This window comes from Blastococcus saxobsidens (assembly GCF_002938435.1).
In the GTDB taxonomy this organism is placed as follows: Bacteria; Actinomycetota; Actinomycetes; order Mycobacteriales; family Geodermatophilaceae; genus Blastococcus; species Blastococcus saxobsidens.
Map to the genome: position 1 here is coordinate 1 of NZ_POQT01000005.1, position 22,825 is coordinate 22,825.

The 22,825-nt window shown below is 73.2% G+C and carries 20 protein-coding genes; 11 read left to right on the forward strand and 9 right to left on the reverse strand.

Annotation, left to right across the window (positions count from 1 at the left end; genetic code table 11):
- Nucleotides 1-133: 133 nt before the first annotated feature.
- Entirely contained in the window at nt 134-460 is a 327-nt protein-coding gene (locus tag C5507_RS04210; RefSeq protein WP_104527293.1) for a DUF6504 family protein, read from the reverse strand.
- Between the two features lie 270 nt (nt 461-730).
- Here C5507_RS04210 and C5507_RS04215 point away from each other — a divergent pair, with 270 nt between their 5' ends.
- Entirely contained in the window at nt 731-1,777 is a 1,047-nt protein-coding gene (locus tag C5507_RS04215) for an EcsC family protein (protein WP_130504173.1), read from the forward strand.
- 131 nt (nt 1,778-1,908) lie between these two features.
- Here C5507_RS04215 and C5507_RS04220 read toward each other — a convergent pair whose 3' ends face one another.
- Entirely contained in the window at nt 1,909-2,328 is a 420-nt protein-coding gene (locus C5507_RS04220; protein ID WP_207225678.1) for a hypothetical protein, read from the reverse strand.
- The gene (locus C5507_RS04225) at nt 2,328-7,223 is read right to left on the reverse strand and encodes a DEAD/DEAH box helicase (protein WP_104527295.1); all 4,896 of its coding nucleotides are present in this window, start codon (nt 7,221-7,223) and stop codon (nt 2,328-2,330) included. Before C5507_RS04225 ends, C5507_RS04220 begins: the two co-directional genes overlap by 1 nt.
- Nucleotides 7,224-7,338: 115 nt before the next feature.
- On the opposite strand from C5507_RS04225, the gene C5507_RS04230 reads away from it, so the two are divergent.
- The 6 genes from C5507_RS04230 to C5507_RS04255 are packed head-to-tail and all read left to right on the forward strand — an operon-like array spanning nt 7,339 to nt 12,724.
- Entirely contained in the window at nt 7,339-7,854 is a 516-nt protein-coding gene (locus C5507_RS04230; protein ID WP_104527296.1) for a YbaK/EbsC family protein, read from the forward strand.
- Nucleotides 7,851-8,441 (forward strand): GNAT family N-acetyltransferase, encoded by a 591-nt coding sequence (locus C5507_RS04235; protein ID WP_104527297.1) that lies wholly within the window; start codon nt 7,851-7,853, stop codon nt 8,439-8,441. Before C5507_RS04230 ends, C5507_RS04235 begins: the two co-directional genes overlap by 4 nt.
- Nucleotides 8,438-10,108 carry a phytoene desaturase family protein gene (locus tag C5507_RS04240; RefSeq protein WP_104527298.1) on the forward strand — a complete coding sequence of 557 codons (1,671 nt, stop codon included), beginning with the start codon at nt 8,438-8,440 and terminating at the stop codon, nt 10,106-10,108. Before C5507_RS04235 ends, C5507_RS04240 begins: the two co-directional genes overlap by 4 nt.
- Nucleotides 10,105-10,914, forward strand: a complete 810-nt coding sequence (locus C5507_RS04245) for a carotenoid biosynthesis protein (RefSeq protein WP_242610984.1) — start codon at nt 10,105-10,107, stop codon at nt 10,912-10,914. The genes C5507_RS04240 and C5507_RS04245 overlap by 4 nt, the downstream gene beginning before the upstream one ends.
- Nucleotides 10,911-12,068 carry a glycosyltransferase family 2 protein gene (locus C5507_RS04250; RefSeq protein WP_104527299.1) on the forward strand — a complete coding sequence of 386 codons (1,158 nt, stop codon included), beginning with the start codon at nt 10,911-10,913 and terminating at the stop codon, nt 12,066-12,068. Before C5507_RS04245 ends, C5507_RS04250 begins: the two co-directional genes overlap by 4 nt.
- A complete protein-coding gene (locus C5507_RS04255) occupies nt 12,065-12,724 on the forward strand; it encodes a flavin reductase family protein (RefSeq protein WP_207225677.1) in 660 nt (219 codons plus the stop codon). The genes C5507_RS04250 and C5507_RS04255 overlap by 4 nt, the downstream gene beginning before the upstream one ends.
- On the opposite strand, the gene C5507_RS04260 is transcribed toward C5507_RS04255, so the two are convergent.
- Nucleotides 12,725-13,702, reverse strand: coding sequence for a carbohydrate kinase family protein (locus tag C5507_RS04260; protein WP_104527300.1), 978 nt, complete (start codon nt 13,700-13,702; stop codon nt 12,725-12,727).
- Nucleotides 13,703-13,839: 137 nt separating this feature from the next.
- Nucleotides 13,840-14,613, reverse strand: coding sequence for a CDP-alcohol phosphatidyltransferase family protein (locus C5507_RS04265; RefSeq protein ID WP_242610983.1), 774 nt, complete (start codon nt 14,611-14,613; stop codon nt 13,840-13,842).
- Here C5507_RS04265 and C5507_RS04270 point away from each other — a divergent pair.
- Nucleotides 14,606-15,406, forward strand: coding sequence for a lipase family alpha/beta hydrolase (locus C5507_RS04270; protein ID WP_104527302.1), 801 nt, complete (start codon nt 14,606-14,608; stop codon nt 15,404-15,406). The two genes, C5507_RS04265 and C5507_RS04270, sit on opposite strands and share 8 nt — an antisense overlap.
- 7 nt (nt 15,407-15,413) lie before the next feature.
- On the opposite strand, the gene C5507_RS04275 is transcribed toward C5507_RS04270, so the two are convergent.
- The 3 genes from C5507_RS04275 to C5507_RS04285 are packed head-to-tail and all read right to left on the reverse strand — an operon-like array spanning nt 15,414 to nt 18,246.
- Entirely contained in the window at nt 15,414-16,223 is an 810-nt protein-coding gene (locus tag C5507_RS04275) for an ABC transporter permease (protein ID WP_104527303.1), read from the reverse strand.
- Entirely contained in the window at nt 16,220-17,140 is a 921-nt protein-coding gene (locus C5507_RS04280) for an ABC transporter ATP-binding protein (protein ID WP_104527304.1), read from the reverse strand. The genes C5507_RS04275 and C5507_RS04280 overlap by 4 nt, the downstream gene beginning before the upstream one ends.
- Nucleotides 17,137-18,246, reverse strand: a complete 1,110-nt coding sequence (locus C5507_RS04285) for a LolA family protein (protein WP_242610982.1) — start codon at nt 18,244-18,246, stop codon at nt 17,137-17,139. Before C5507_RS04285 ends, C5507_RS04280 begins: the two co-directional genes overlap by 4 nt.
- 126 nt (nt 18,247-18,372) lie before the next feature.
- On the opposite strand from C5507_RS04285, the gene C5507_RS04290 reads away from it, so the two are divergent.
- Nucleotides 18,373-19,008: a hypothetical protein gene (locus C5507_RS04290; RefSeq protein WP_104527305.1), complete on the forward strand. Its 636-nt coding sequence runs from the start codon at nt 18,373-18,375 to the stop codon at nt 19,006-19,008.
- On the opposite strand, the gene metF is transcribed toward C5507_RS04290, so the two are convergent.
- Nucleotides 18,998-19,906 carry a methylenetetrahydrofolate reductase [NAD(P)H] gene (gene metF, locus C5507_RS04295; RefSeq protein WP_104527306.1) on the reverse strand — a complete coding sequence of 303 codons (909 nt, stop codon included), beginning with the start codon at nt 19,904-19,906 and terminating at the stop codon, nt 18,998-19,000. The genes C5507_RS04290 and metF overlap by 11 nt on opposite strands.
- Before the next feature lie 209 nt (nt 19,907-20,115).
- Here metF and C5507_RS04300 point away from each other — a divergent pair, with 209 nt between their 5' ends.
- Together C5507_RS04300 and crtI are read left to right on the forward strand one after the other, a co-directional pair.
- Nucleotides 20,116-21,243 (forward strand): polyprenyl synthetase family protein, encoded by a 1,128-nt coding sequence (locus C5507_RS04300; RefSeq protein ID WP_104527307.1) that lies wholly within the window; start codon nt 20,116-20,118, stop codon nt 21,241-21,243.
- Nucleotides 21,243-22,775, forward strand: a complete 1,533-nt coding sequence (gene crtI, locus C5507_RS04305; RefSeq protein ID WP_104527308.1) for a phytoene desaturase family protein — start codon at nt 21,243-21,245, stop codon at nt 22,773-22,775. The genes C5507_RS04300 and crtI overlap by 1 nt, the downstream gene beginning before the upstream one ends.
- Nucleotides 22,776-22,825 lie beyond the last annotated feature (50 nt).

The window sequence follows — 22,825 nt, forward strand, 5'->3', positions numbered from 1 at the left end:
CGCTCCCGCGGGTCGGGGGCGGCAGCGGCCGCGGCCAGCCCACGGTGGGCCTGGCCGAGCAGCGCCGCGGCCGCGGCGGGCAGGGCGGGAGGCAGGGGCAGCTGGCCGGCCGGCACGGCCCGGGCGGCGCCCATCAGTCGTGCACCCGCACGAGCCACCAGCGGTTGCCCGAGGCGTCCCAAGAGAGGTCGTAGACGCCGGCGAAGCTCATCCGCGACCGACCGGCGCGGACCGCCTCGACCCGCCAGACCTCGCGGGGGGCGACCAGCTCGACGGAGGCACCACCGACGGCACCCTCGCCGCGCAGCCACCACGGCGCCGTCTCGACCCAGGAGTCGAGCAGCTCGCCGACGACGTAGCGCGACTGCCCGCGCCAGAACTGCACCGGCCCCAGCGGACCACGCTCGACCTGCACCTCTTCGCCGGTCCGACCGACGACCTCACCGAGCACCCGGCTCATGACAGACCTCCCCACGCCTCACCCCGCGCGCACGCCGACCCGGCGTCCGCCGGCGGGAAGAGCCGGACGGAACGGGCCACACGGTGTTCGAACGTCTGTTCGAACACGTGTCCAGTAGACCCGAGCACCTCGGCCCCGTCAAGCCGCGCGGCGGCCATGTCGCGGACCTCCTGCCCCGCATTCACGAGTGCAACGCCGACACTTCGCCGGCACCAACCCTCCGATCGCGATAGTCCGGTCCGCGACCGATCCCTCACCTAGCCTTCGGAGGTGACCAATCACGCTCCCGGCCTGAATTCCATGTCCCGCTACGAGCAGAAGCGGTGGGAGGAGCTGCGGGCGCACTGGGAGAAGAAGGCCAAGCAAAGACGACAGTTGCTACCGCCGCGCGCGAAGGCCGCACTCGAGACCACTGTGCAAGCCACTAAGGACACTGCCACCAAGGCCGGTCGAGCGGTTGCCGATGCGACGCCGGAGAAGGTGAAGGACATCGCGGGTCCCGCGGTCGACGCTGCGCTCGTACCCACGGTCCAGGGCGTTGTCCACGTGCTCGAACTGGTCAATGACTGGGTGGTCGAGCTGACCGATCAGGAAGCGGTATTCGAGCACCATCGAGGCAAGGGCCGGGACGTCTCCTCCTTGGAGGATCTAAGGGCTCTCGATCTGCAGCTTCTGGACGAGTTCACCCACGGGATGGTTCTCCGCTGGCGAACGCTCGGCGCAGGACAAGGAGCCAGTTTCGGCGCGCTTGCCATGATCCCGGTGCCCGTCGTCGGCAGTCTGGCGGCGATCACTCTCGACATGGTGGCCATGCAGGCGCTCAGCGGCGCCATCGCGACCCGCGTCTGCTATGCGTACGGCTTCGACGCTGCCGACCCGGCCATGCGGCACATGATCGATCGCATGGTCGTGCGCGCCTACCGGAACCAGGCACCCAAGGCAGGGACCGTCAAGAGCGCAGCCAGGGCGTTCGACGCCGCCAAGGGCCGCGTCAACTGGAGCCAGAAGCTCCGCGACGACCATCGCCTCATGGCCGCGGTGGAGAAGCTCATGAAGCGGCTCGGTGATGGCAGCCGGGTGCCCGTGAAGAACGCCAGGATGGGCATGCCACTGATTGCCATCTTCGCAGGCGCAGGGACCAACGCCCACGTGCTCGGTGATATCGCCAAGCAGGCTCGCCACTACGGGTCCACCATGCTGCTCGCCGAAAAGTACGGCCTCGAGCTGCCACCTAACCTTCGTCAGGATTTGGACAATGCCGAGTCCCCCGACGCCCCAACGACAGACGGAGGCCTGAGCGGGTTCACCACAGATTGAGTTCAGAGTCGAGCGTCCGCGGTACCCCTCGCCCTCAGACGATTGCCGGGGGCGTCCGATCGAGCAGCAATGCCAGCGCGAGATCCACCTGCTGCCTTGCAGCTGGACAGGGCGAGGAGGCCGCTGAACCTCTACTCCTCGCCTTCGCCATCCTCGACCCACGCCGCCTGGAAATTGTCCGGATCGGTCACGGCGGTGGACCCGTGAAGCTCCACCCGGCCGTCCTCGTACACCGCATACACATCGACGCCCAACCGGGACCGGACCCAGGTTGGCACCCGCTTCGCGGCGGGCAAGGCCGCGTCCGGGACGACGACGGCATAGCGGGCGCGCTGTTTCGGCTCGTCTCCCATGCGACGCAGCAGCTGGCCGTACATCGTGTCGACGTCGAGGCCGGGACTGGTCGTCCGCCCCTTGGCCTCGGCGTAGATCGTTGTGCCGTCCTTGGTGGCGACCACGTCGACGAACTCGACCTCACGGGTCACCCGCCAGCCCTCGGCTTCGAGGAAGGCGCAGAAGGCGTCGACCACGCGGGCCTCGTCGCCGCGCATCAGGCGGCTGCCTTGATGTCCAGAGCCGGCAGGCTGTCGACGATGCGCATCGTCTCCAGCGAGACAGTGACGATGCGGCCGAGCAGGTCGAGGATGTAGCGGGGGTCGCCCACCTCGCGAGACCAATCGTTCGGGTCATTTACGATGCCCGACGCCTTGTCGGTCTTGACCCAGTAGCGGTCGATGATCCACTCGATCGCCGAGCGGCTGCCCAGCGTGTACCGATACGCCTCCTCCGGGATGCCCCGCAGGGTGATCCGCTCGTTGTAGTGGATCACCGACCTGTCACTCCGCAGACCTTCGACCTTCTGCTCCGCAGTCGCCTTGCCGAAGCTCATCTTCTTGCTGCCGACGGCGAAGAATCCGTAGTCCGCGTCGCCGCCCGGACCGTCGACGTCGAGCCCCTCCAGCGGGTACGGCTTCACGGTCTCGTAGTCCAGGTGCACCTCGGCCAATTGCTTACCCGCCGAGGCGAACGCACGAAAGTCGGCCGCGAACGGAATGCGGGGCAGCATCTTCTTCAGGTCCGCGGCATAGGACTCCCGGTACTCCGGCGAGTGCAGCAGCCCGTAGACGTAGTCGAAGATGTCGTCCTTGCTCAGCGATTCGTCCGGATACGCGGCGCTGAACGCGGCAAGCGCCTCGTCGGTGATGTTGTCGATCCGCCGGTAGCCGTCGACGACTTCGCCCTCGTGGACGTCGAACATCCCCGAGTCATCGACCCTCTCGTACCGCCAGCGACCGAAGAACTGGCCGCCACTTCCCGCGCCAGTCACATGGAGGTCTGGAATTACGTCGGCAGCGAGCACTGAGAACGGAACAGCGGAGCCATGCCCGACTTGATAGAAACCGAGATTCCGGTGACCGGGCGCAGGGAAGAACCTCGGAACCTGGCCCCGAATATGGTTGAGTGCGGCGTCAAAGTAGACGCGCTGCTTGAAGAACGGCCGGTATGTAGCGGTGCCAACCCGGCGCGGCTCAAAGTCGACGGTTCGACCTGCAATAAGTCGGCTCTTTAGGCTCAATGTCCAACTAATGTATGTCGGGTCAGTATTAACATTTGCGTCCACGATCCATTTACGCTCACTCGAGCGAACCTCAGCCGTGAGCGGCAAGAGCCGGGCAAGTTCCTGCCCATACGCCTTCACAGTCGCTTCCACATTGGCGCTGACCCCGCGCGCGGAGGACGAGTACACCCAGGCGTCTCGACCGGTCTCCAGTCCGCGGCCATATAACTGGAATACGGTCGCGCCGCCGAAGTCTGCGCCGTGCTTTGCTCCGAGCGGAATGAACTGCTCATACCCTGACGAGCGCCCGTCAAGCCAGTCGCCGTGTTCGTTGGGCTCGAGAAGGTCTCCATCCATATTCAGCACGGACCGAGCGGCGGACACGGCACGGACCTTCTGACCCGCTGTGAGGTAGTCATCCACCTGGCGGTAGTAGAGCGCCGACCCAGCCCGAAGGTCTGTTTTCACCAGCAGAACGATTGCGATAGTCGCCCGCGAGCCACCTTTCGAGCTCTTCACTTCGGTACCATCTGGATTCCAGCCGCCGAACTCAAAGAGTGGTCGACCCTCTTTGCGCCCTTCCTCGCCGCCCACGCGACCATTCCCACGGAGGTTTAACACGTAGATCCGCTGAAACTCCTTGCCGAGACTCTTGCGCATCCCGTCGGCGGTGTTCGCCGAAAGGAACCCGCCGTTAGTCACGAAGCCGACAATGCCGCGATCCTGGATGCGGAGACTTGCCCACCGAAGCGCCCTGATGTACGAATCGTACATCGCATTGTTTCCACCACGCGCACGGTCGGGCATATATGCCTCCCGAATCGAGGCATCGAGGGTGGGGTACCTCTCGTTCTGATTGTTGTCATTGGCGCTATCCTGGCCTACCGAGTACGGCGGGTTGCCGACGATCACCTGGATCGGCAGTTGCTTCTGCCGTTCCAGCCGCTCGTTGTTCTCCGGCATGACGTCGATGTCCTGCTGGTCGCCGTTCTCCCACGACTGAAAGCTGTCGGTCAGAACCAGCCCTGGGAACGGCTGCGGCGTCCCCTCCAGTTCCTCGAACGTCGTCTCGATGTTCGCCGCGGCGATGTAGTACGCCAGCAGCAGGATTTCGTTGGCGTGGAGTTCGTTGGCGTATTTGCGAGCCAGGTCGTGCGGCTCGATCAGCCCGCTCTGCAACAGCCGCACGAGGAACGTCCCGGTGCCGGTGAATGGGTCGAGCACGTGCACGCCCTCGTCGGTCAGTCCCTGACCGAACTCCGCACGCAGCACCTCGTCGGCCGATCGGAGGATGAAGTCGACGATCTCGACCGGTGTGTACACGATGCCGAGCTTCGCGACCGTCTTGGGGAACGCGGTGGCGAAGAACTTGTCGTACAACTCGACGAGCACCCGCTGCTTGCCGGCCGCATTGTCCACCCCGGCCACCCGCTTTCGCACGGTGTCGTAGAAGCCCTCGAGCGTCTCGTTCTCGGCGCCGACCGCGTGGGCATCGAGCACCGCGAGCATGTTCTCCATCGTCCGCGCGACCGGGTTACCGGCCAGGAAGCTGGAGTGCGCGAACAGCGCCTCGAACACCGGGCGGGTGATGAGGTGCTGAGCCAGCATGTCGATCGCGGCGTCGTCAGTGATCGAATCGTTCAGGTTTCCGCGCAGACCGGCAACGAAGTGCTCGAACTCGATGGCGGCCGGACCCGGCGTCGCGAGCAGGCCCTTGATGCGGGTGACGTGCGCGGCGGCGATGTCGGCGATATCTTTCGCCCAGGACTCCCAGTACCGGCGCTCCCCGACCTTGGCGACGATCCGCGCATACATCGCGTCCCGGAACTTGTCGGCCGGGAATTCCATGAGCAACTGCTCCGTGCTCTTCTTCGCCGGCTGATCCGGGTGCGGCACGCTCACCCCGTCGCCGTCCGTGGGGCCGGTGATGGTGACGATCTCGACGGTGTCGGGCTTGCGCTTGTTCAGCTCGATCTGGTTGACCATCGCGTGGAACCGGTCGTCGTGGCTGCGCAGCGCCTGCAGCACCTGCCAGACCACCTTGTAGCGCTCGTTGTCCCGCAGCGCCTCCTCCGGCGCGACGCCGCTGGGCACCACGATCGGCAACACGATGTAGCCCAGTTCCTTACCGGGCGCCTTGCGCATCACCCGGCCGACGGACTGCACCACGTCTACCTGCGAGCCGCGCGGGGTGAGGAAAAGAACGGCGTCCAGCGACGGCACGTCCACCCCCTCGGAAAGGCACCGGGCGTTGGTGAGCACGCGACACACGCCGTCTGGTGCGGGCGCCCTGAGCCACGCCAGGTGGGTGTTGCGCTCATGCACGCCCATCGTGCCGTCGACGTGCGCAGCCTCGACCTGCAGGCGCGGCCTGTCGTCCGGGGCGTCGATCTGCGCCCGATCGGCGAGGTCCGGGAACGCCGCGGCCGCCGTCTTGGACGCCTTGATGTGCTGGGCGAACGCCACCGCCGTCCGCATCGGCGTCCTGCTGACAAGCGGTGCCTCACCGTCGGTCGCGGACGAACCGAAGTTCTTCGCCAGGCCGTTCCAGCAACCGATCAGCTTCGCCGCCTGGTCGAGCTGGATCTCACCGGAGTTGGCCATGGCCTGCTGGAAGTTCTCCGCGACGTACTTCTCGTCGACGGCCAGCACGAGCACCTTGTAGTCGGTGAGCAGGTCGGCCTCGACCGCCTGACCGAAGCCGAGCCGGTGCAGCTCCGGTCCGAACGTGTCCTCGTCGCTCATGTCGGCCAGCACCGCATCGGCGTCGGTCGCCTTGCGCCGGACCTCCTCACCGAAGACCCGCGGCGTCGCGGTCATGTAGAGCCGCTTGGCCGCCTTCAAGGCATCAGCATCGTGCACCCGCACGAATGCGGACTCGTCTCCCTCGGCGAGGGTCACGCCGGTGGTGCGGTGGGCCTCGTCGCAGATGACGAGGTTAAACGCGGGCAGGCCGAGCTCCTGCGCCCGGGTCACCACGTCGATCGACTGGTAGGTGGAGAAGACCACCCGCATGCGCCCGTCGGCGTTCGTGGTGGCCTCGAACCGGGTCAGCAGCGTCTGCGGATCGGTCGAGGCGGGCTCGGTCAGGTCGATCGGCAGCTGGTCGGCGTCGTCGGACGCCACTCGCCGGCCCACCTTCACGTCCGAGCACACCGCCAGCGCCCGGATGTCCACCTCGGCGTTGGCCATCCACTCCCGGAGGCTCTGGCTCAGCAGCTGGATGCTCGGCACCAGAAACAGCACCGTCCCGCCCGCGCCCACCAGCTCCTCCGCGATCCGCAAGCTGGTGAAGGTCTTGCCGGTGCCGCAGGCCATGACCAGCTGACCGCGGTCGTGCTCGGCGAGCCCGGCGCGAACGTCGTCCAGCGCCTTCTGCTGGTGAGGCCGCAGCGCCTTCTTGCCCGTCGGGACGACGATCTGCGGCGTCGCCCAGGAGAACTGCGTCCAGTCGATGGCGGCGTCGGCCAGATAGCCGATGTCCACCCGCTGAGCCACTCCCCCGGCCAGCGTCTCCTCGGCGTTGGCCGACCAGCCGGCGGCTGTGTCGAACACGATCCGCCGGGTGAACTGGGAGTGCGCGGAAGCGGACACGAACGAGTCGATGTCGGCCTTGGCCACGGTGCGGTCCGCTGCGTAGAACTTGCATTGGATGGCGGTGAGTCCGCCGTCGTCAGCGTTGGTGGCAACGAGGTCGATACCGGTGTCCGGCCGACCCTCGCGCCCCGGCCAGTCCGACCACAGCCACACGTCGGAGAACCGAGCGGTCCACTCCGGGTCGGTGGTCAGGTACGCCTGGATGAGCTGCTCGAACTTGCTGCCCTTGTCGCGCTCATCGAGCGCCTCGTCCCGCAGCCGGTCGAGTACAGCGTGGATCGTCCCCGTCACGTTTCGCATCCTGCCTGACGAGTTGCGCAGAGGCTCGCATCTTCGCTACCGCCCTGGTCACCTGGGGCCGCCGACCAGGCACGCGCATCCCCCGAGCCGGTGGCAGGATCGACCCATGCCCTCGCCGGACCACCCACGGGTCACCGAGGTCGCGCGGCTGCTCCGCGCGACCGGCGTTCCCGGCGAGGTGCGCCATCTGCCCGACGACGCCCGCACCGCCGCCGCAGCCGCCGACCAGCTCGGCGTCCCGGTCGGCGCCATCGCCAACAGCCTGGTGTTCGACGTCGGCGGCAACCCGCTGCTCGTCCTGACCAGCGGCAGCCACCGGGTCGACGAGGTCCGCGTGGCCGAGTTCCTCGGCATACCGGCGCTCCCCCGGGCCACCCCCGAGTTCGTGCGGCGGCACACCGGCCAGGCCATCGGCGGCGTCGCCCCCATCGGGCACCCGGAGCCGATCGGCACGCTGGTCGACGTCGAGCTGGCCCGCCACGAGGTGGTGTGGGCGGCAGCCGGGCACCCGGCCACCGTCTTCCCCACCAGCTACGAGGAGCTGCTCCGGATCACCGAGGGCACCCCCGCCCAGGTCGGGGCCGCGACCGTCCCCGGCCACCCCCAGGTGGCCGCGCTGTGACCGGCACCCGGCCAGCCACGCGGATCCTCGACCTGCCCGCGCCCTGGATGCGGGAGCACATGCACGAGGTGCTGGCCATCTACGGCCACGCCATGGGCTACGACTCCGGCATCGTCGCCGGGCGCTACGGCTACGCCGTCCAGCACACCGAGCGGCCCGGCTTCCGCGCCGTCGGCGCCTTCGCGCAGACGGCCGACGGCGAGCGCCTGGTCGGTTTCGGGTACGGCTACCTCGTCGCACCCGGCCAGTGGTGGCACGACCAGGTGCGCGCGGCGCTGGACCGGCGAACGGCCAAGAAGTGGCTCCCGGGCGCCTTCGAGGTCTGCGAGCTGCACGTCGACCCCGACTCCCAGAGCCTGGGCCTGGGCCGCCAGCTGCTGCACGCGCTGGTCGACGTCCCGCACCCGGTCGCACTGCTCTCCACGCCCGACGCCGACACCAAGGCCTTCCGCCTGTACCGCGCCGACGGCTTCGTCGACCTCGCCCGCGGCTACCACTTCCCCGGCGACTCCCGCCCCTTCGCCATCCTCGGCGCCCGGCTGCCCCTGCATCCGCGCGACGGCTCTCCGGCGAACACCCGAGCGTGACCACCGCTCCTCCCCCAGCCCCCGGGTCCGTCGACGTCGTCGTCGTCGGTTCCGGCCACAACGGCCTCGTCGCCGCCTGCTACCTGGCCGCCGAGGGCCTGTCGGTCGAGGTGGTCGAGTCCGACGAGGTGCTCGGCGGCGCGGTGTCGACGGTCGAGCGCTGGCCGGGTGTGCGCGTGGACCGGGGCTCCAGCGCGCACGTGATCGTGCGGCACAGCGGCATCGTGGAGGAGCTCGGCCTGGCGGGGCACGGGCTGCGCTACATCGACTGCGACCCGTGGGGCTTCGCGCCGGCGCCGTCCCCCGGCGTCCCCGGCCCGGAGGGCATGCCGCTGGTCTTCTCGGTCGACCTGGACGCGACCTGCGCCTCCATCGAGGCCGCCTGCGGCCCGGAGGACGCCGCTGCGTACCGCCGGTTCGTCGGCGTGTGGGGCCCGCGCAGCCGTGCGGTCGTGGCCGCGTTCGGCCGGGCGCCCAGCGCCGGCGGGCTGGTCCGCTCCTTCTGGCCGCTGGGCGCGCCCGCCGAGGGCCGCCCCCGCACCCCCGGCGGTGAGCTCGCCGTCGACTTCCTCGGCTCCGGCGACGCGCTGCTGGACAGGTGGTTCACCAGCGAGCGCCTCAAGGCGGCGCTGGCCTGGTTCGGCGCGCAGTCCGGTCCACCCATGTCCGAGCCGGGCACGGCCGCGATGGTCGGCTGGGTGGCGCTGCTGCACGACGTCCCACCGGGCCACCCCGTGGGCGGCTCCGGCGGCCTGACCCAGGCGTTGCGCCGGCGGCTGGAGTCCGACGGCGGCCGGGTGGTGCTCGGCGACGGCGCCGAACGGCTCCTGGTCGAGGACGGGCGGGTGGCCGGGGTGCGCACCCGCTCCGGCCGCACCGTGCGCGCCGGCGCCGTCGTCGCCGCCTGCCACATCGACGTCACCCGTCGGCTGGCCGGGGACGACGCCCCACCGGTGCTGGCCGACGCGGCACCGCCGATCGGCAACGGCTTCGGCCTTGTGGTGCGCGCGCTGACCGACGCACTGCCGTCCTACCCCGGTGTCGCCCCCGAGCAGGCGCTGCAGGGTCTGCAGCTGCTCTGCACCGACCGCGGGCAGCTGGCCGCCGCGCACGGCGACTGGGGCGCCGGCCGGGTGCCCCGGGAGCCGGTGCCGCTGGCGATGTCGTTCTCCGCCAGCGACCCGACGCTGGCGCCGCCCGGGCAGCACGTCGTGACCATCTGGGGGCAGTGGTACCCCTACGCGCTGGCCGACGGCGCCGACTGGGACGCCCTCGCGGAGACCGAGGCCCGGCGGCTGGTCGAGGCGGTCGACCGGTACGCACCCGGCTTCGCCGCCTCGGTGCGCGAGAGCTACGTCCAGACGCCGCTGGCGCTGGAGCGCGAGCTGTCCCTGCCCCGTGGCAACGTCATGCACGTGGAGATGGGGCTGGCCAGCATGTTCGCCTTCCGGCCGGCGCCAGGGCTGTCCGGGTACCGGGTGCCCGGGCTCCCGGGCCTCTACCTGGCCGGCGCCTCGACCCACCCCGGTGGCGGGGTGTCGGGCAACTCCGGGCGCACGGCGGCCCGGGTGCTCCTCGGCGACCGGCGGGCACTCCCCCGGACCCGGGCCGCGGCGGGCAGGTCCCTGCGCCGCGCCGCCGCCCGGTGGGCACGGGCGCGCTCGTGATCCCGTCGATCGCCGCACTCCCGCTGCCGCGGAGCTGGACCGCCCGCCAGGTCGTGCCGCTCGCCCTGGCGCTGCTCCTCGTCGGTACGGCGATCGCCTATCCGCTCACCGACGGCGGCACCCGCGACGCGGTCAGCTGGGCGATCGTGCTGCTCGGGGCGACGCTGTCGGTGGTGCACGCCGCGCTCAGCCGCGGCGCGGGCACCGGTGCCGGTGTGCTGGGGCTCGTGGCGGGCACCGCGGTGGTGTTCGAGTCCGTCGGCCTGGCCACCGGCTACCCGTACGGCAGCTACACCTACAGCGACACCCTGGGCCCCACCCTGCTCGGCGTCCCGTTCCTGGTGCCGCTGGCCTGGCTGATGATGGCCTGGCCGAGCTGGCTGCTGGCCGAGCACCTCGCGCCCCGGCTGCGGCCCGCCCGGATCGCCTGGGCGGCCGCGATCTTCGCCGCCTGGGACGTCGTCCTGGACCCGCAGATGGTGCAGGCCGGCTACTGGACCTGGGCGGACCCCTTCCCCGGCCTGCCGGGGATCGACACCGTCCCCCTCACCAACCTGGCCGGCTGGCTGGTCGCCGGCGCGGTGCTCATGACCCTGCTCGACCTCCTCGTAGCCCGCACCCGGGTCCCGGGGGCGCCGCGCGTCGGGCCGGCGGCTCCCTTCCTCGCGCTGGGGTGGATGACGCTCGGGGGCGCACTGGCGCACGCGGGATGGCTGGACCTGCCGGGCTCGGCCGCCTGGGGGGCCGCCCTGGCCGTGCCCGTGCTCGCCGCCCTCGCCACGCGGCACCGCCGGGACCGGCGGTGAGCGGCCGGTTCGTGCGCGCGCTGGCCGCCGTCTCGGTGGCCGGTGCCGCGCACGCCGCCGTCAACGCCGCGCTGCTGCGCCGTCCACCGGCGGACCCGCCGTCCACCGCCCGGCCGGTCACGGTCGTGCTGCCGGTGCGCGACGAGGCGGACCAGGTGGGTGCCTGCCTGGCCGCCCTGCTCGACCAGCAGGGGCTCGACCGCCTGCGGGTGGTCGTGGTGGACGACGGCTCCACCGACGGCACCGCCGACGTCGTGCGCGCCGTGCACGACCGGCGGGTGCGACTGGTCTCCGCTCCGCCGCTGCCGCCCGGCTGGCTCGGCAAGCCGCACGCCTGCGCCGCCGGGGTCGCCGCCGCTCCGCCGCAGGGTGACGACGAGGTGCTCGTGTTCGTCGACGCCGACGTCCGGCTGTTCCCCGACGCGATCGCCGCCGCGGTCGCCGTGCTGGACGGCGCCGGCCTCGACCTCGTCTCCCCGTGGCCGCGCCCGCTGGCCCAGGGCCCGGCCGAGCGCCTGGTGCAGCCGCTGGCCTCCTGGCTCTGGATGACGACGCTCCCGCTCCGCCTGGCCGAGCAGTCCCCCCGGCCGTCGCTGGCCGCCGCCAACGGCCAGTTCCTGGCCGTCCGCCGGGACGCCTACGAGCGGGCCGGTGGCCACGCGGTCGTGCGCGGCGAGGTGCTGGAGGACATCGCGCTGCTACGCGCGGTGAAGCAGGCCGGTGGCCGCGGCGGCCCGGTCGACGGCTCGCGCCTGGCCGCCTGCCGGATGTACGAGGGCTGGTCGCAGGTGCGCGACGGCTACGCGAAGTCGCTGTGGGCGTCGGTCGGCGGGCGGCCGGCGGCGGGGCTGGCCGCGGCCGCGGTCCTGACCGCCGTCTACGTGGTGCCGCCGGCGGCCGCCCTGGCCGGCTCGCGCGCGGGCCTGGTCGGGTACCTGGCCGGGGTCACCGGGCGGGCGGTCAGCGGAGCGTCCGGTGGCAGCCGGGTGTGGCCCGACGCGCTGGCCCACCCGCTGTCGGTGCTGGCCCTGGACGCCCTGATGCTCCGCTCGGTGCGGGGCCGGCGGCGCGGGACGCTGCGCTGGCGGGGCCGCGCGGTCACGTCCGACGCCGTCGAGCCGCTCACGGGGCCTTCGGCGACGATGGCCCGGTGACCTCCCCCGACCAGTCCCGGCCGCGCACGTCCTTCGACCCGGAGCAGATGGGTCCCGGGGCGTTCTACCGGGTGCTGAACTCCGTCGTCGTGCCACGGCCCATCGCGTGGGTGTGCAGCCGCTCGGCCGAGGGCGTGGACAACCTGGCGCCGCACTCCTTCTACACCGTCGCCTGCGTGGACCCGCCGATCGTGCAGTTCACCTCCGTCGGGCGCAAGGACTCGCTGCGCAACGTGGAGGCGACCGGCGAGTTCACCGTGAGCCTCACCCCCGAGGCGCTGTTCGAGCGGATCAACGCGACCGGCACCGACTTCCCCGCGGGGCTGAGCGAGGCCGAGGCGGCCGGGGTCCGGCTGGAGCCCTCGGACCGGGTGTCGGCGCTGCGGGTCGCCGACTCGCCGGTCAGCCTCGAGTGCACCCTGCACGCGACCCTGCGGCTGGGCGACAGCACCGTCGTCCTCGGCCGGGTGGTGCACGTCAGCGTCTGGGACGAGGCCGTCCGGGACGGGCGCCCGCGCATCGAGCACCTCCGCCCGCTGGCCCGCCTGGGCGGCAACGAGTGGGCGACGATCGGCGAGGTACGGGAGATCGCCCGCATCCCGTACCGCGTCTGGGCCGAGGACCCCTCGATCGGCGAGCGGCTGCGCGGCGGCTGATCAGCCGGGCAGGTGGGCGGCGACCTCGTCGGCCGCCTCGGTCCCGAAGGCCTCGGCGAAACGGGCGAGGAAGCTCTCCCGCGGCAGGTCGTACTCCTGCGTGCCGACCACCTCGACGGCGGCGGTGGCGACGGCCGAGCCGAGCTGGGTGGCCCGCTCCAGTCCCAGGCCCCACATCCGCCCGGCGATGAAGCCGGCACGCAGCGCGTCGCCGCCCCCGGTCGGCTCCACCGGCTTGGTCTCCGGGACGGCGATGACGGTCAGCGGCTCCTCGCCGGCCCGCCGCACGAGGACGCCGTCGGCCGCCCGGGTGGTCACCCAGCAGCCGACGCGGTCGAGCACCTCCTCGGCGGTCCAGCCGGTCTTCTGGAGCAGCAGCGCCGCCTCGTACTCGTTGGTGAACAGCACCTCGGCGCCGGCGACGAGCTCGCGGATCATCTCGCCGTCGGCCCAGGCCAGCTGCTGGCTGGGGTCGGCGGCGAACGGGTAGCCGCGGTCGCGGCACTCCTGCGTGTGGCGGACCATCGCCGTCGGGTCGTTGGGTCCGACGACGACCAGGTCGACGGTGCCCACGCGGCCGACGACCGGCGCCAGCTCGATCCGCGAGGCCTCGGCCATGGCACCCGAGTAGAACGACGCGATCTGGTTGTTGGCCTCGTCGGTGGTGCACACGAACCGGGCGGTGTGCTTCAGCTCAGACCAGTGCACGCTGCCGGTGTCCACGCCGTTCCGGCCGAGCCAGGCGTCGTAGTCGGCGAAGTCGCTGCCGACCGCGCCCACCAGCACCGGCGCCAGCCCGAGCAGCCCGAGCCCGTAGGCCATGTTGGCGCCGGCTCCCCCGCGGTGCTGCACCAGGTCGTCGACCAGGAACGACAGCGAGACGTTCTCCATCTGGCCCTCGACGAACTGCTCGGTGAACCGTCCGGGGAAGGTCATCAGATGGTCGGTGGCGATGGAGCCGGTGACGACGACGGGCACGGGGATCGCTCCAGGGAGAGGTGTGGCTGGCGTCGACGGCACGCGGGCCGGCTGCGAGGGCCTGACGGGGGTTCCTGCACCGCACACCTTAGGAGCCGGTACCGGCGGGCGTCCTGGCGACGTGCGCCGGCGACCGGTCAGTCCGGCGGAGGGACGTCGGCCTCACCGGGGCCGCCGAGCTCCCCGCGCAGCCACACGCCCAGCTGCACGACCCCGCCGGCACCGAGCAGGGCGCCGACCGCGGCGCCGGCGGTGACCACCGCGCGGTCGGCGTCCAGGCCCGCGACCACCAGGCCGGAGACCACGCCCGCCCCACCGAGGGTGAAGCCCGCCATCACCACCCTCGTCGGCCGCTCCCACAGCGAGATGGGGCCCGTGCGGTGGACGCCGGCCTGCCCGGCGCGCGCCCGCAGGTAGTCGGGCAGCCAGCACAGCGCGCCGAAGGCGACGGCGAGCCAGCCCGGGGCCCCCGCCGCCCACAGCGCGGCGGCGTAGGCGGCCTCGGTCAGCCGGTCCACCACGGAGTCGAGGACGTAGCCGCGCTGGGACGCCCGGCCGGTGCCGATGGCCAGCGCGCCGTCGAGGCTGTCGAGCAGACCGGACAGGCCGACGAGGAAGCCGGCCACCACCAGCCAGACGCCGCCCGCAGCGGCGGGGAGCACGGCCGCCGCGGCGACGAGCGCACCGGCGGCCGTGGCGACCCACGGCGGCAGGACGGCGAGCGGCCGGGCGAGGGTGTGCGCCAGCGTCAGCCAGCCCCGGACCATCGGCGCGCTGGTGTCGGTGCCACCGTGCCAGCGCGACCACGCGGCGAGGTACTCCTCCCGGCTCAGCACTGCGCCCCCCTTCCGCATCCGGCCGCCGTGCGGTGGCGCCGGCGCATGCACCAGGGACAGTAGGTGAGTGCTCACCGGCCTCTCCCCCGCCCGCCGCCGTCTCGTGGTGGCGGTGCTCGCACTCGTCACCGCCGCCGTCGTGGCCCTGGGCGTGCTGCTGGCCACCCGTGCCACGGAGGTCGGCGGTCCTGGGCCGGCCGCGCGCCCCGGTCCGGTGCTGCTGGTGCCCGGGTACGGCGGCGGGACGACGTCCCTGCAGACGCTGGCCGACCGGCTCGAGCAGGCCGGCCGCGACGCGACCGTGGTGCCGCTGCCCGGCGACGGCACCGGGGACCTGGCCGAGGCGGCCGCCGCGCTGGAGGAGGCCGCGCGCGCCGCCCTGGAGCGCACCGGCGAGGACACCGTGGACGTCGTCGGGTACTCGGCCGGCGGCGTGATCGCCCGCCTGTGGGTGGCCGACGGCGGGGCGGGGGTGGCCCGCCGCGTGGTCACCCTCGGGTCGCCGCACCACGGCACGGGCCTGGCAGACCTGGCCGGGCAGCTCGCGCCCGACTCGTGCCCGGAGGGGTGCCGGCAGCTGGCGACCGACAGCCCGGTCCTCGCCCGGCTCAACGCGGGCGACGAGACGCCGGACGGGGTGGGCTGGGTGTCGGTCTGGACCACGCTCGACCGCACGGTCACCCCGCCCGACTCGGCCCGGCTCGACGGCGCGCTCAACCTGACGGTGCAGTCGGTCTGCGCCGACAGCCGCGTGGGGCACGGCCAGCTGCCCGGCGATCCGCTGGTGCAGGCGATCGTGCTCGAGCAGCTCACCGCCGGGGAACCGGTGCCGCTGGGGGCCGCGGACTGCGGCCGGCTGAGCGGCTGACAGCGGTTCAGCTGGTGATGTCCTTGGTGGTGAAGTTCGCCCAGGCGGCGGCGAGCAGCACGCCCACGTACACCCCTTGCAGCGCGATCCCGCGGGTGATGTCCCGCCAGAGGACCGGGTCGCGGAAGAAGTCGACGAACGCCAACCAGTAGCGCGTGGGGAGGTAGGGCGCGATCGGTGAGGCGGCATCGAGGGTGAACAGCAGCGACGACGTGACCAGGACGACCAGCGCGCCCATCGTCGCGCCGAGCGGCGAGTCGGTGAGGGTCGAGAAGAACAGCGCGAATGCCGCGACCCCGAGCATCGACACCGCGACGTAGCCGATCGCCAGCACGGTGCGGACGGCCAGCTCCTCCGGTGTCAGCGACGTACCGGACACCGACGTCCCGGCCACCGGTTGGGCGTCGAACAGGGTCGTCCCGACGAGGTAACCGACGGCCGCGACCACGACCACGGTGACCAGGACGAAGGCCAGGACGGCCACGAGCTTGGCCACCAGCAGCCGGGTCCGCCCGGCCGGCCGGGCCAGCAGGTAGCGCAACGTGCCCGCCTGCGCCTCGCCGGCGACCGAGTCACCGGCGACCACCGCCACCGCGATGGGCAGGAACAGCGGCAGCACGATCGCCAGCGCGGCCAGGGGGTACAGCGCGCCGTTGGTCAGGACGGCGGAGAGGAACGGTGGCCCCTCGCCCGGCCGGGGCGCCAGGTCGGTCAGCACGAGCAGCACCGCCACGAGCACCGGCAACGCGTTGAGGACGGCGATCGTCGCCCAGGTGCGGGGCCGGCGGAACAGCTTGCGCAGCTCGACGGCGATCACGGGGCGCGCTCCACCCGATCGGCGCTGGTGGCCGCGGCCGCCAGGACCACCTCCTCGAGCGTGGGGCGGTCCGGCGCGAGGCCGGTGATCGGGATCCCGGCCCGCACGAGCAGCGCGTTGACCTCCGCGGCGTCACCGCCGCTCACCACCACCCGCTCGGCGTCCACCGCTGCGACGCGGCCGTCGAGCACCGCGCGCACCCGCTCCGGCGTGGGCGTGCGCACGACGGTCGCGCCGGTCGGAGCGGTCAGGATGGCCAGGTCGTCCTGCAGCACCAGCCGGCCGCGGTCGAGCACCCCCACGCGGGTGCAGAGCTGTTCGACCTCGGCGAGCAGGTGGCTGGACAGGAAGATCGTCGTCCCGCCGCGGTGCAGCTCCAGCAGCAGCTCCCGGATCTCGGAGATGCCCTGCGGATCCAGCCCGTTGGTCGGCTCGTCGAGCACCAGGAGCTCGGGACGGCGCAGCAGCGCCCCGGCCAGGCCGAGGCGCTGCCGCATGCCGAGCGAGTAGGCCTTCACCGGCCGGCGTCCCACGCCACCCAGCCCGACCTGGTCGAGCACGTCGGCGACGCGGCGGCGGCGGTCGCGGCGCGACCCGCCGGGGCCGGCGGCGTCCAGCAGCGCGAGGTTCTCCCGTCCGGACAGGTGGCCGTGGGCCGCAGGAGACTCGATGAGCGCACCCACCCGGGGCAGCACGCGGCGGCCGGCGCGCGGCATCCGCTCGCCGAGCAGGTCGATCTCACCGCGGGTCGGCAGCACGAGACCGAGCAGCATCCGGACGGTGGTCGTCTTCCCGGAGCCGTTGGCGCCGAGGAACCCGTAGACGTCGCCTGCGCGCACGTCCAGGTCGATGCCGTCGACGGCGTGCAGCCGCCCGTACTGCTTGGCCAGGCCGCGGGTCGCGATGACCGTGCTCACCGCACCCCGCCCAGGGCCGGCAGCTGCGCCGCGGCCTCGACGAGCGCGTCCAGGGTGACCGTCCCGGTGAGCACGTACGGCCCCGCGTGCGGCGGGTCCAGCAGCATCAGGCCGACCGGGCCGGCCGCGATCCGGGTGCCCGCCTCGTCGGTGACGGCGTCCGGACTCTGCGCCAGCGTGCGGCGCAGCTCGTCCGCCAGCCGCCGGGGCACGGGGGCCACGGCGAGCAGGGTGATCCCGCGCCCGTAGAGCCCGATGCCGGGCGGCGCACCATCGAGCGTCCGGCGCGGCAGTCCGGCCAGGGTTCCGGGCAAGGGCACCGGTGCGAGCCGCCGCCCCGCCTCCAGCACGATCTCGGCCTGGTCCGCGGTGCCCACACGAGCGCCCGGGGGCGGGGCGAAGGACGTGGTCGAGGCGTCCGGGACCGCCAGCTCCAGGTCCAGGAACCGCGTGTCCAGCGCCGGCACCTCCGAGGTCCGGCCGAGGACGACCACCTGCAGCGGCAGGCCGCTCCCGGGATCCACCCAGACGTCCACGTGCTGCACCGCCGAGGCGGGCTCCTCCGGCGTCACCCGCAGCCCGAGGGCGTCGTGTCCGGCGATCCGCCGCGGCCCGATCCGCGTCAGCTCCGCGTCCGTGGCCTCCGACAGCAGCCGCCGCCCCAGCGTGGCGGGCAGCAGGTCCGGCGGCGCGGGGAGGGCGAGCGGTGTGGTGGCGGCGCGGGTGGCGGCGGCGCGTTCGTACTCCCACGTCCAGGTGCCCCGCGCGTCGCGGTGGACGCCCGTCTCCCCGGCCGCGCTGAGGACGTCGACCCGGTGGTCGTCGGGGCTTCGCCACCACACGCGCATCTCGGTGCGGTCGCTGAAGAGGTCGGCGACGGAGTCGAGCTGGTCGGTGACCGGGAGGGCCAGCCCACCGGCCGACTCGGCGTACCCGGAGTAGGTGACCCCGTCCGAGGCCAGGACCTCCGCGCGCAGTTCGGCGGCGGGCACCGGGCAGTCGCCGACCGGCAGCGCGCCGACGAGCGCCGGCAGCGCGGCGAGGGCGGCGACCGCCACACCCACGACGGCCCAGCGCGGAGCCGCCGCCCGGCCTGGGGTCGCCATGGCGGCCACGGTAGTCCGCGGCGGCCCACCATGCGGATCGCCCGCGGTCTCCACCGGGAGGCCCGTCCGGGCACCGCGGACCGCCCGCAGGGGATGAAAGCGACCGGCCCGGGGCATGGTCCGTTCATGGCTGCTCCCCTTCCCGATGCCGTCGTCGTCGACGTCCTGCGCCGGGTCGACCGGCTGCTCACCCCGCTGGCCACCCGGCTCGGCCGCCCGCCGACCCTCCCCCGGGAGCAGCGGAACCGCTGGTGGGCCGAGCAGGTCTCGAAGGTCGCCGCGGGCGTCTCGGCCGCCCCACGGTTCGCGGGCAAGCTGGCCGACCTGCTGCCCCTGCAGAACACCGTCGGGACGGCGGTGCAGTCGCTGGTGGTGCTCGGTGTGGCCGGCGAGCACGACGTCACCGCACCGGCGGAGCGCGTGTCACTGCTGGCCCGGGTGCTGCTCGGTCGCGACCTGCCCGCCGCCCGGGTCGAATCCCTGCTGGCGCGCAGTGCCGGCACCTACGTGGAGGGGACGCTCGGCCCCCGCGAGGAGCGCCGCGGACTGCGGGGCGCGGGTCGCACGCTGTGGCGCGCAGCCCGGCTGCTCAACCGGATCGACGACGCACTGGACGCCCGCCCCAAGGGCGGGCTCGCCGCCCGGGCGCTGTCCAACCTGCCCGTCGTCGGGGTGGCCGGCGGCTACCTCGCCGAGCGGGAAGCGCTCCGACGCGCCGCCGGCCGGGCCGCCGACCTGCTCGAGGGCGCCGTCAGGGCCTGACGTCCCCGTCGGGGCCGACCAGGTTGGTGAAGACGTCGCGGGTCGCCGTCGACCGGTTCATGGTGATGAAGTGGATGCCGGGCACGCCCTCGGCCAGCAGGCGGGCGCACAGGTCGGTGGCCACCTCCACGCCGAACGCGCGCACCGCCGCCCTGGCCTCGGGGGCGTCGCCGTCCAGGGCGGCGAAGCGCTCGGCCAGGTCCTCGGGGAACGCCTGCCCCGACAGTTCCACGATGCGGGTGATCTGCCGGACGTTGGTCACCGGCATGACCCCGGCCAGGACCGGCACCTCGCAGCCCCGGGCGGCCACCCGGTCGCGCAGCCGCAGGTAGTCCTCGGCGCGGAAGAACATCTGGGTGATCGCGAAGTCCGCGCCGGCCCGGCACTTGGCGACGAACCACTCGACGTCGGAGTCGAAGTCCGGCGACCGCGGGTGCCGCTCGGGGAACGCGGCCACCCCGACGGAGAAGTCGCCGATGGAGCGGATGAGCTCGACCAGCTCCGAGGCGTACTGCAGCCCCTCCGGGTGGGCCACCCAGTCCGACTGCGGATCGGCACCGGGCGGGTCGCCGCGCAGCGCCAGCAGGTTCCGGACACCGGCGGCGGCGAGCCGGCTGACCACGTGCCGCAGCTCGGCGACGCTGTGGTCGACGGCGGTGAGGTGGGCCAGCGGGGTCATCGTCGTCTCGGCGGCGATCCGCTCGGTCACCGCGACGGTGCCCTCGCGGGTGGAGCCGCCGGCGCCGTAGGTCACCGACACGAAGGAGGGCCGCAGGCGCTCGAGCTCGCGCAGCGCCGTCCACAGCTGCGCCTCCCCCTCCGGCGACTTCGGCGGGAAGAACTCGAACGACCACGTCGGGCGCTCGGTGGCCAGCAGCTCGCGCACGGTCCGGGTCACGCCAGCCAAGGGTACGGGCGTCGCCCTGGTCACCCGACGGGAAGCACCCCCGGATTTGTCGGCCCGCCTGCATCCACACCGTCGGCAGCGGCCGAATAACCGCAGAACCCCGACCACCACAGCGCCGACGGGAGGTCCTCGTGGACCGCAGCACGGGCACGACCACGCTGACGAGGTCGGCCACGACCGGGTTGGGCGATACTGGCCACATGATCGCCGGGGCGCAGCAGCGCGAGTCCACCCGCTCCGCCCCGGTCCTGGCGGCCGCCGAGCTGGACCGGCTGCGGGCCGCGGTCGCCGAGGCGCTCACCGACTTCCTGGAGCAGCAGCGCGCGACGCTCGCCGGGATGGACCCGCGGCTGGCCCCGGTCGCCGACGAGGTCTGCGCCATCGCCGAGGGCGGCAAGAAGCTGCGCCCCTCCTTCGCCTACTGGGGCTGGCGCGGTGCCCGGCATGCCGGCGCCGGCGTCGGCGAGGAGGACGCCGCGGTGCTGCGCGCCGTCGCGGCGCTGGAGTTCGTGCACGCCAGCGCACTGGTGCACGACGACGTCATGGACGCCGCCGGCACCCGGCGCGGCCGGCGCACCACGCACATCGGGTTCGCCGACCGGCACGCCGCCCAGGACCTCTCCGGCGACCGCGAGCTCTTCGGCGTCGGCGCGGCCATCCTCGTCGGCGACCTCGCCCTGGTGTGGTCGGACGAGATGCTGCGCTGCTCCGGCATCTCCGAGGCCGCCCTCGGGCGGGCGCGCGCGGTCTGGGACACGATGCGCACCGAGGTCACCGCCGGCCAGTACCTGGACCTCCTCCGCGCCGCCGGCGGGCTGCCCGGGGCCGACGGCGCGCTGACCGTCGCGCGGTACAAGAGCGCCGGCTACACGGTCCAGCGGCCGCTGCAGCTCGGCGTCGCGATCGCCGGCGCCGGCCCCGCCGTCATCGAGTCCTGCACCGCCATCGGGCTGCCCCTCGGCGAGGCGTTCCAGCTGCGCGACGACGTCCTCGGCGTGTTCGGCGACCCGTCGGTCACCGGGAAGTCCGCCGACGACGACCTGCGCGAGGGCAAGCAGACGCTGCTCATCGCCCTCGCCGAGGAGGTCGCCGACGACACCGGACGGCGGCTGCTCGGGAACCTGCTGGGCAACCCCGACGCCGGCACCGACGAGTTCGACGCCCTCCGCGCACTGCTCGTGTCCACCGGCGCCCTGGACCGCGTCGAGGAGCGGATCACCCGCCGCACCGCCGAGGCGCGGGCCGCGATCACCGACGCCCCGATCGCCGACGACGCGCGGGCGGCCCTCGACGCGCTCGCCGTCGCTGCCACCACCCGCACCGCCTGATGGTCCGCACGGTCCCGGGCCGCACCGATCGCGTCGTCGTCGTCGGGGCCGGGCTCGCCGGGCTGGCGACGGCGCTGCGGCTGCGCGGCGCCGGCCGCGAGGTCACCGTCGTCGAGCGCGCCGACGGCCCCGGAGGACGGGCCGGCCGCATCGAGCGCTCCGGGTACGCGCTGGACACCGGCCCATCGGTGTTCACCGCTCCCGAGGTCGTCGCCGACACCCTGGCCGCGGTCGGGGAACGGCTCGAGGACCGCCTGACCCTCCGCCGGCTCGACACCAGCTACCGGGCGCAGTTCGCCGACGGCACGCACCTGGACGTGCACGCCGAGCCCGACGCGTTCGCCGCCGAGGTGGCCGCGCTGTGCGGGCCGGCCGAGGCCGACGCACTCCGCCGCTACCTGGCCGACCTCGCCGAGCTCTACCGCCTCCAGCTGGCCACGTTCATCGACCGCAACCTCGACTCCCCGCTGGACCTGCTGGGCCCGGAGCTGGTCACCCTCGTCCGCCGCGGCGGGTTCGGCCGGCTCTCGAACCACGTGGCGAAGTACTTCGGCGACGACCGGCTGCGCCGGCTGTTCAGCTTCCAGGCGCTCTACGCGGGGGTGTCCCCGTTCCGGGCGATCGCTGCCTACGCGGTCATCGCCCAGCTCGACATCGGCGCCGGCGTCTGGCACCCCGAGGGCGGCATCGCCGCCGTGCCCCGCGCGCTGGCCGCCGCGGCGGCCGACGCCGGGGTGGTGCTCCGCTACGGCGCCTCGGTGGCGGAGCTGGAGACCAGCGGCGGCCGGGTCCGCCGGGTGCGCCTGGCCGACGGCGAGCAGCTGGCCGCGGACGCCGTCGTCGTCACCACCGACGCCCCGCACACCCTCGTGCCCGGTCTCCGGGCGCCGCGCCGGCCCGTCTACAGCCCGTCCTGCGTGGCGCTGCACCTCGGCGTGCGCTCGGAGCTGCCCGGGCAGGCGCACCACACGATCAGCTTCGGCGCGGCGTGGGAGCAGGTGTTCGACGAGCTGACCCCGCGCGGGCGGCTCCTCGGCGGGGGTCCCGGGGTTCGGCGGGGAAGCATCATGAGCGACCCGAGCCTGCTGATCAGCATGCCGTCGCGCACCGACCGGTCCCTGGCTCCCGACGGCGGGCAGGTGCTCAGCGTGGTCGCCCCCACCCCGAACCTGGACCCGCGCAGCGGCGGCAACGCGCAGCTGGACTGGACGGCACTGGCCCCGCGGTACCGCGAGGAGCTGCTGGCCACGCTGGAGGCGCGCGGTTTCACCGGCGTGGGCGACGCCATCGAGGTCGAGCACATGGACACCCCGGCGACCTGGGCCGCCCAGGGCATGGCCGCGGGCACGCCGTTCGCCCTCGCGCACACCTTCGGGCAGACCGGCCCCTTCCGGCCCTCGACGCTGCCGCGCAGCGGGCCGGAGAACGTGGTGCTGGCCGGCTCGTCGGTGCAGCCGGGCGTCGGCGTCCCGATGGTGCTGATCAGCGGCCGGCTCGCCGCCGAGCGGATCACCGGGCCGGTGCCGCGGTGATCGAGCTCGCGAGGTCACCCGGAGGCAGAGCACCGCTGGGCACGGGACCG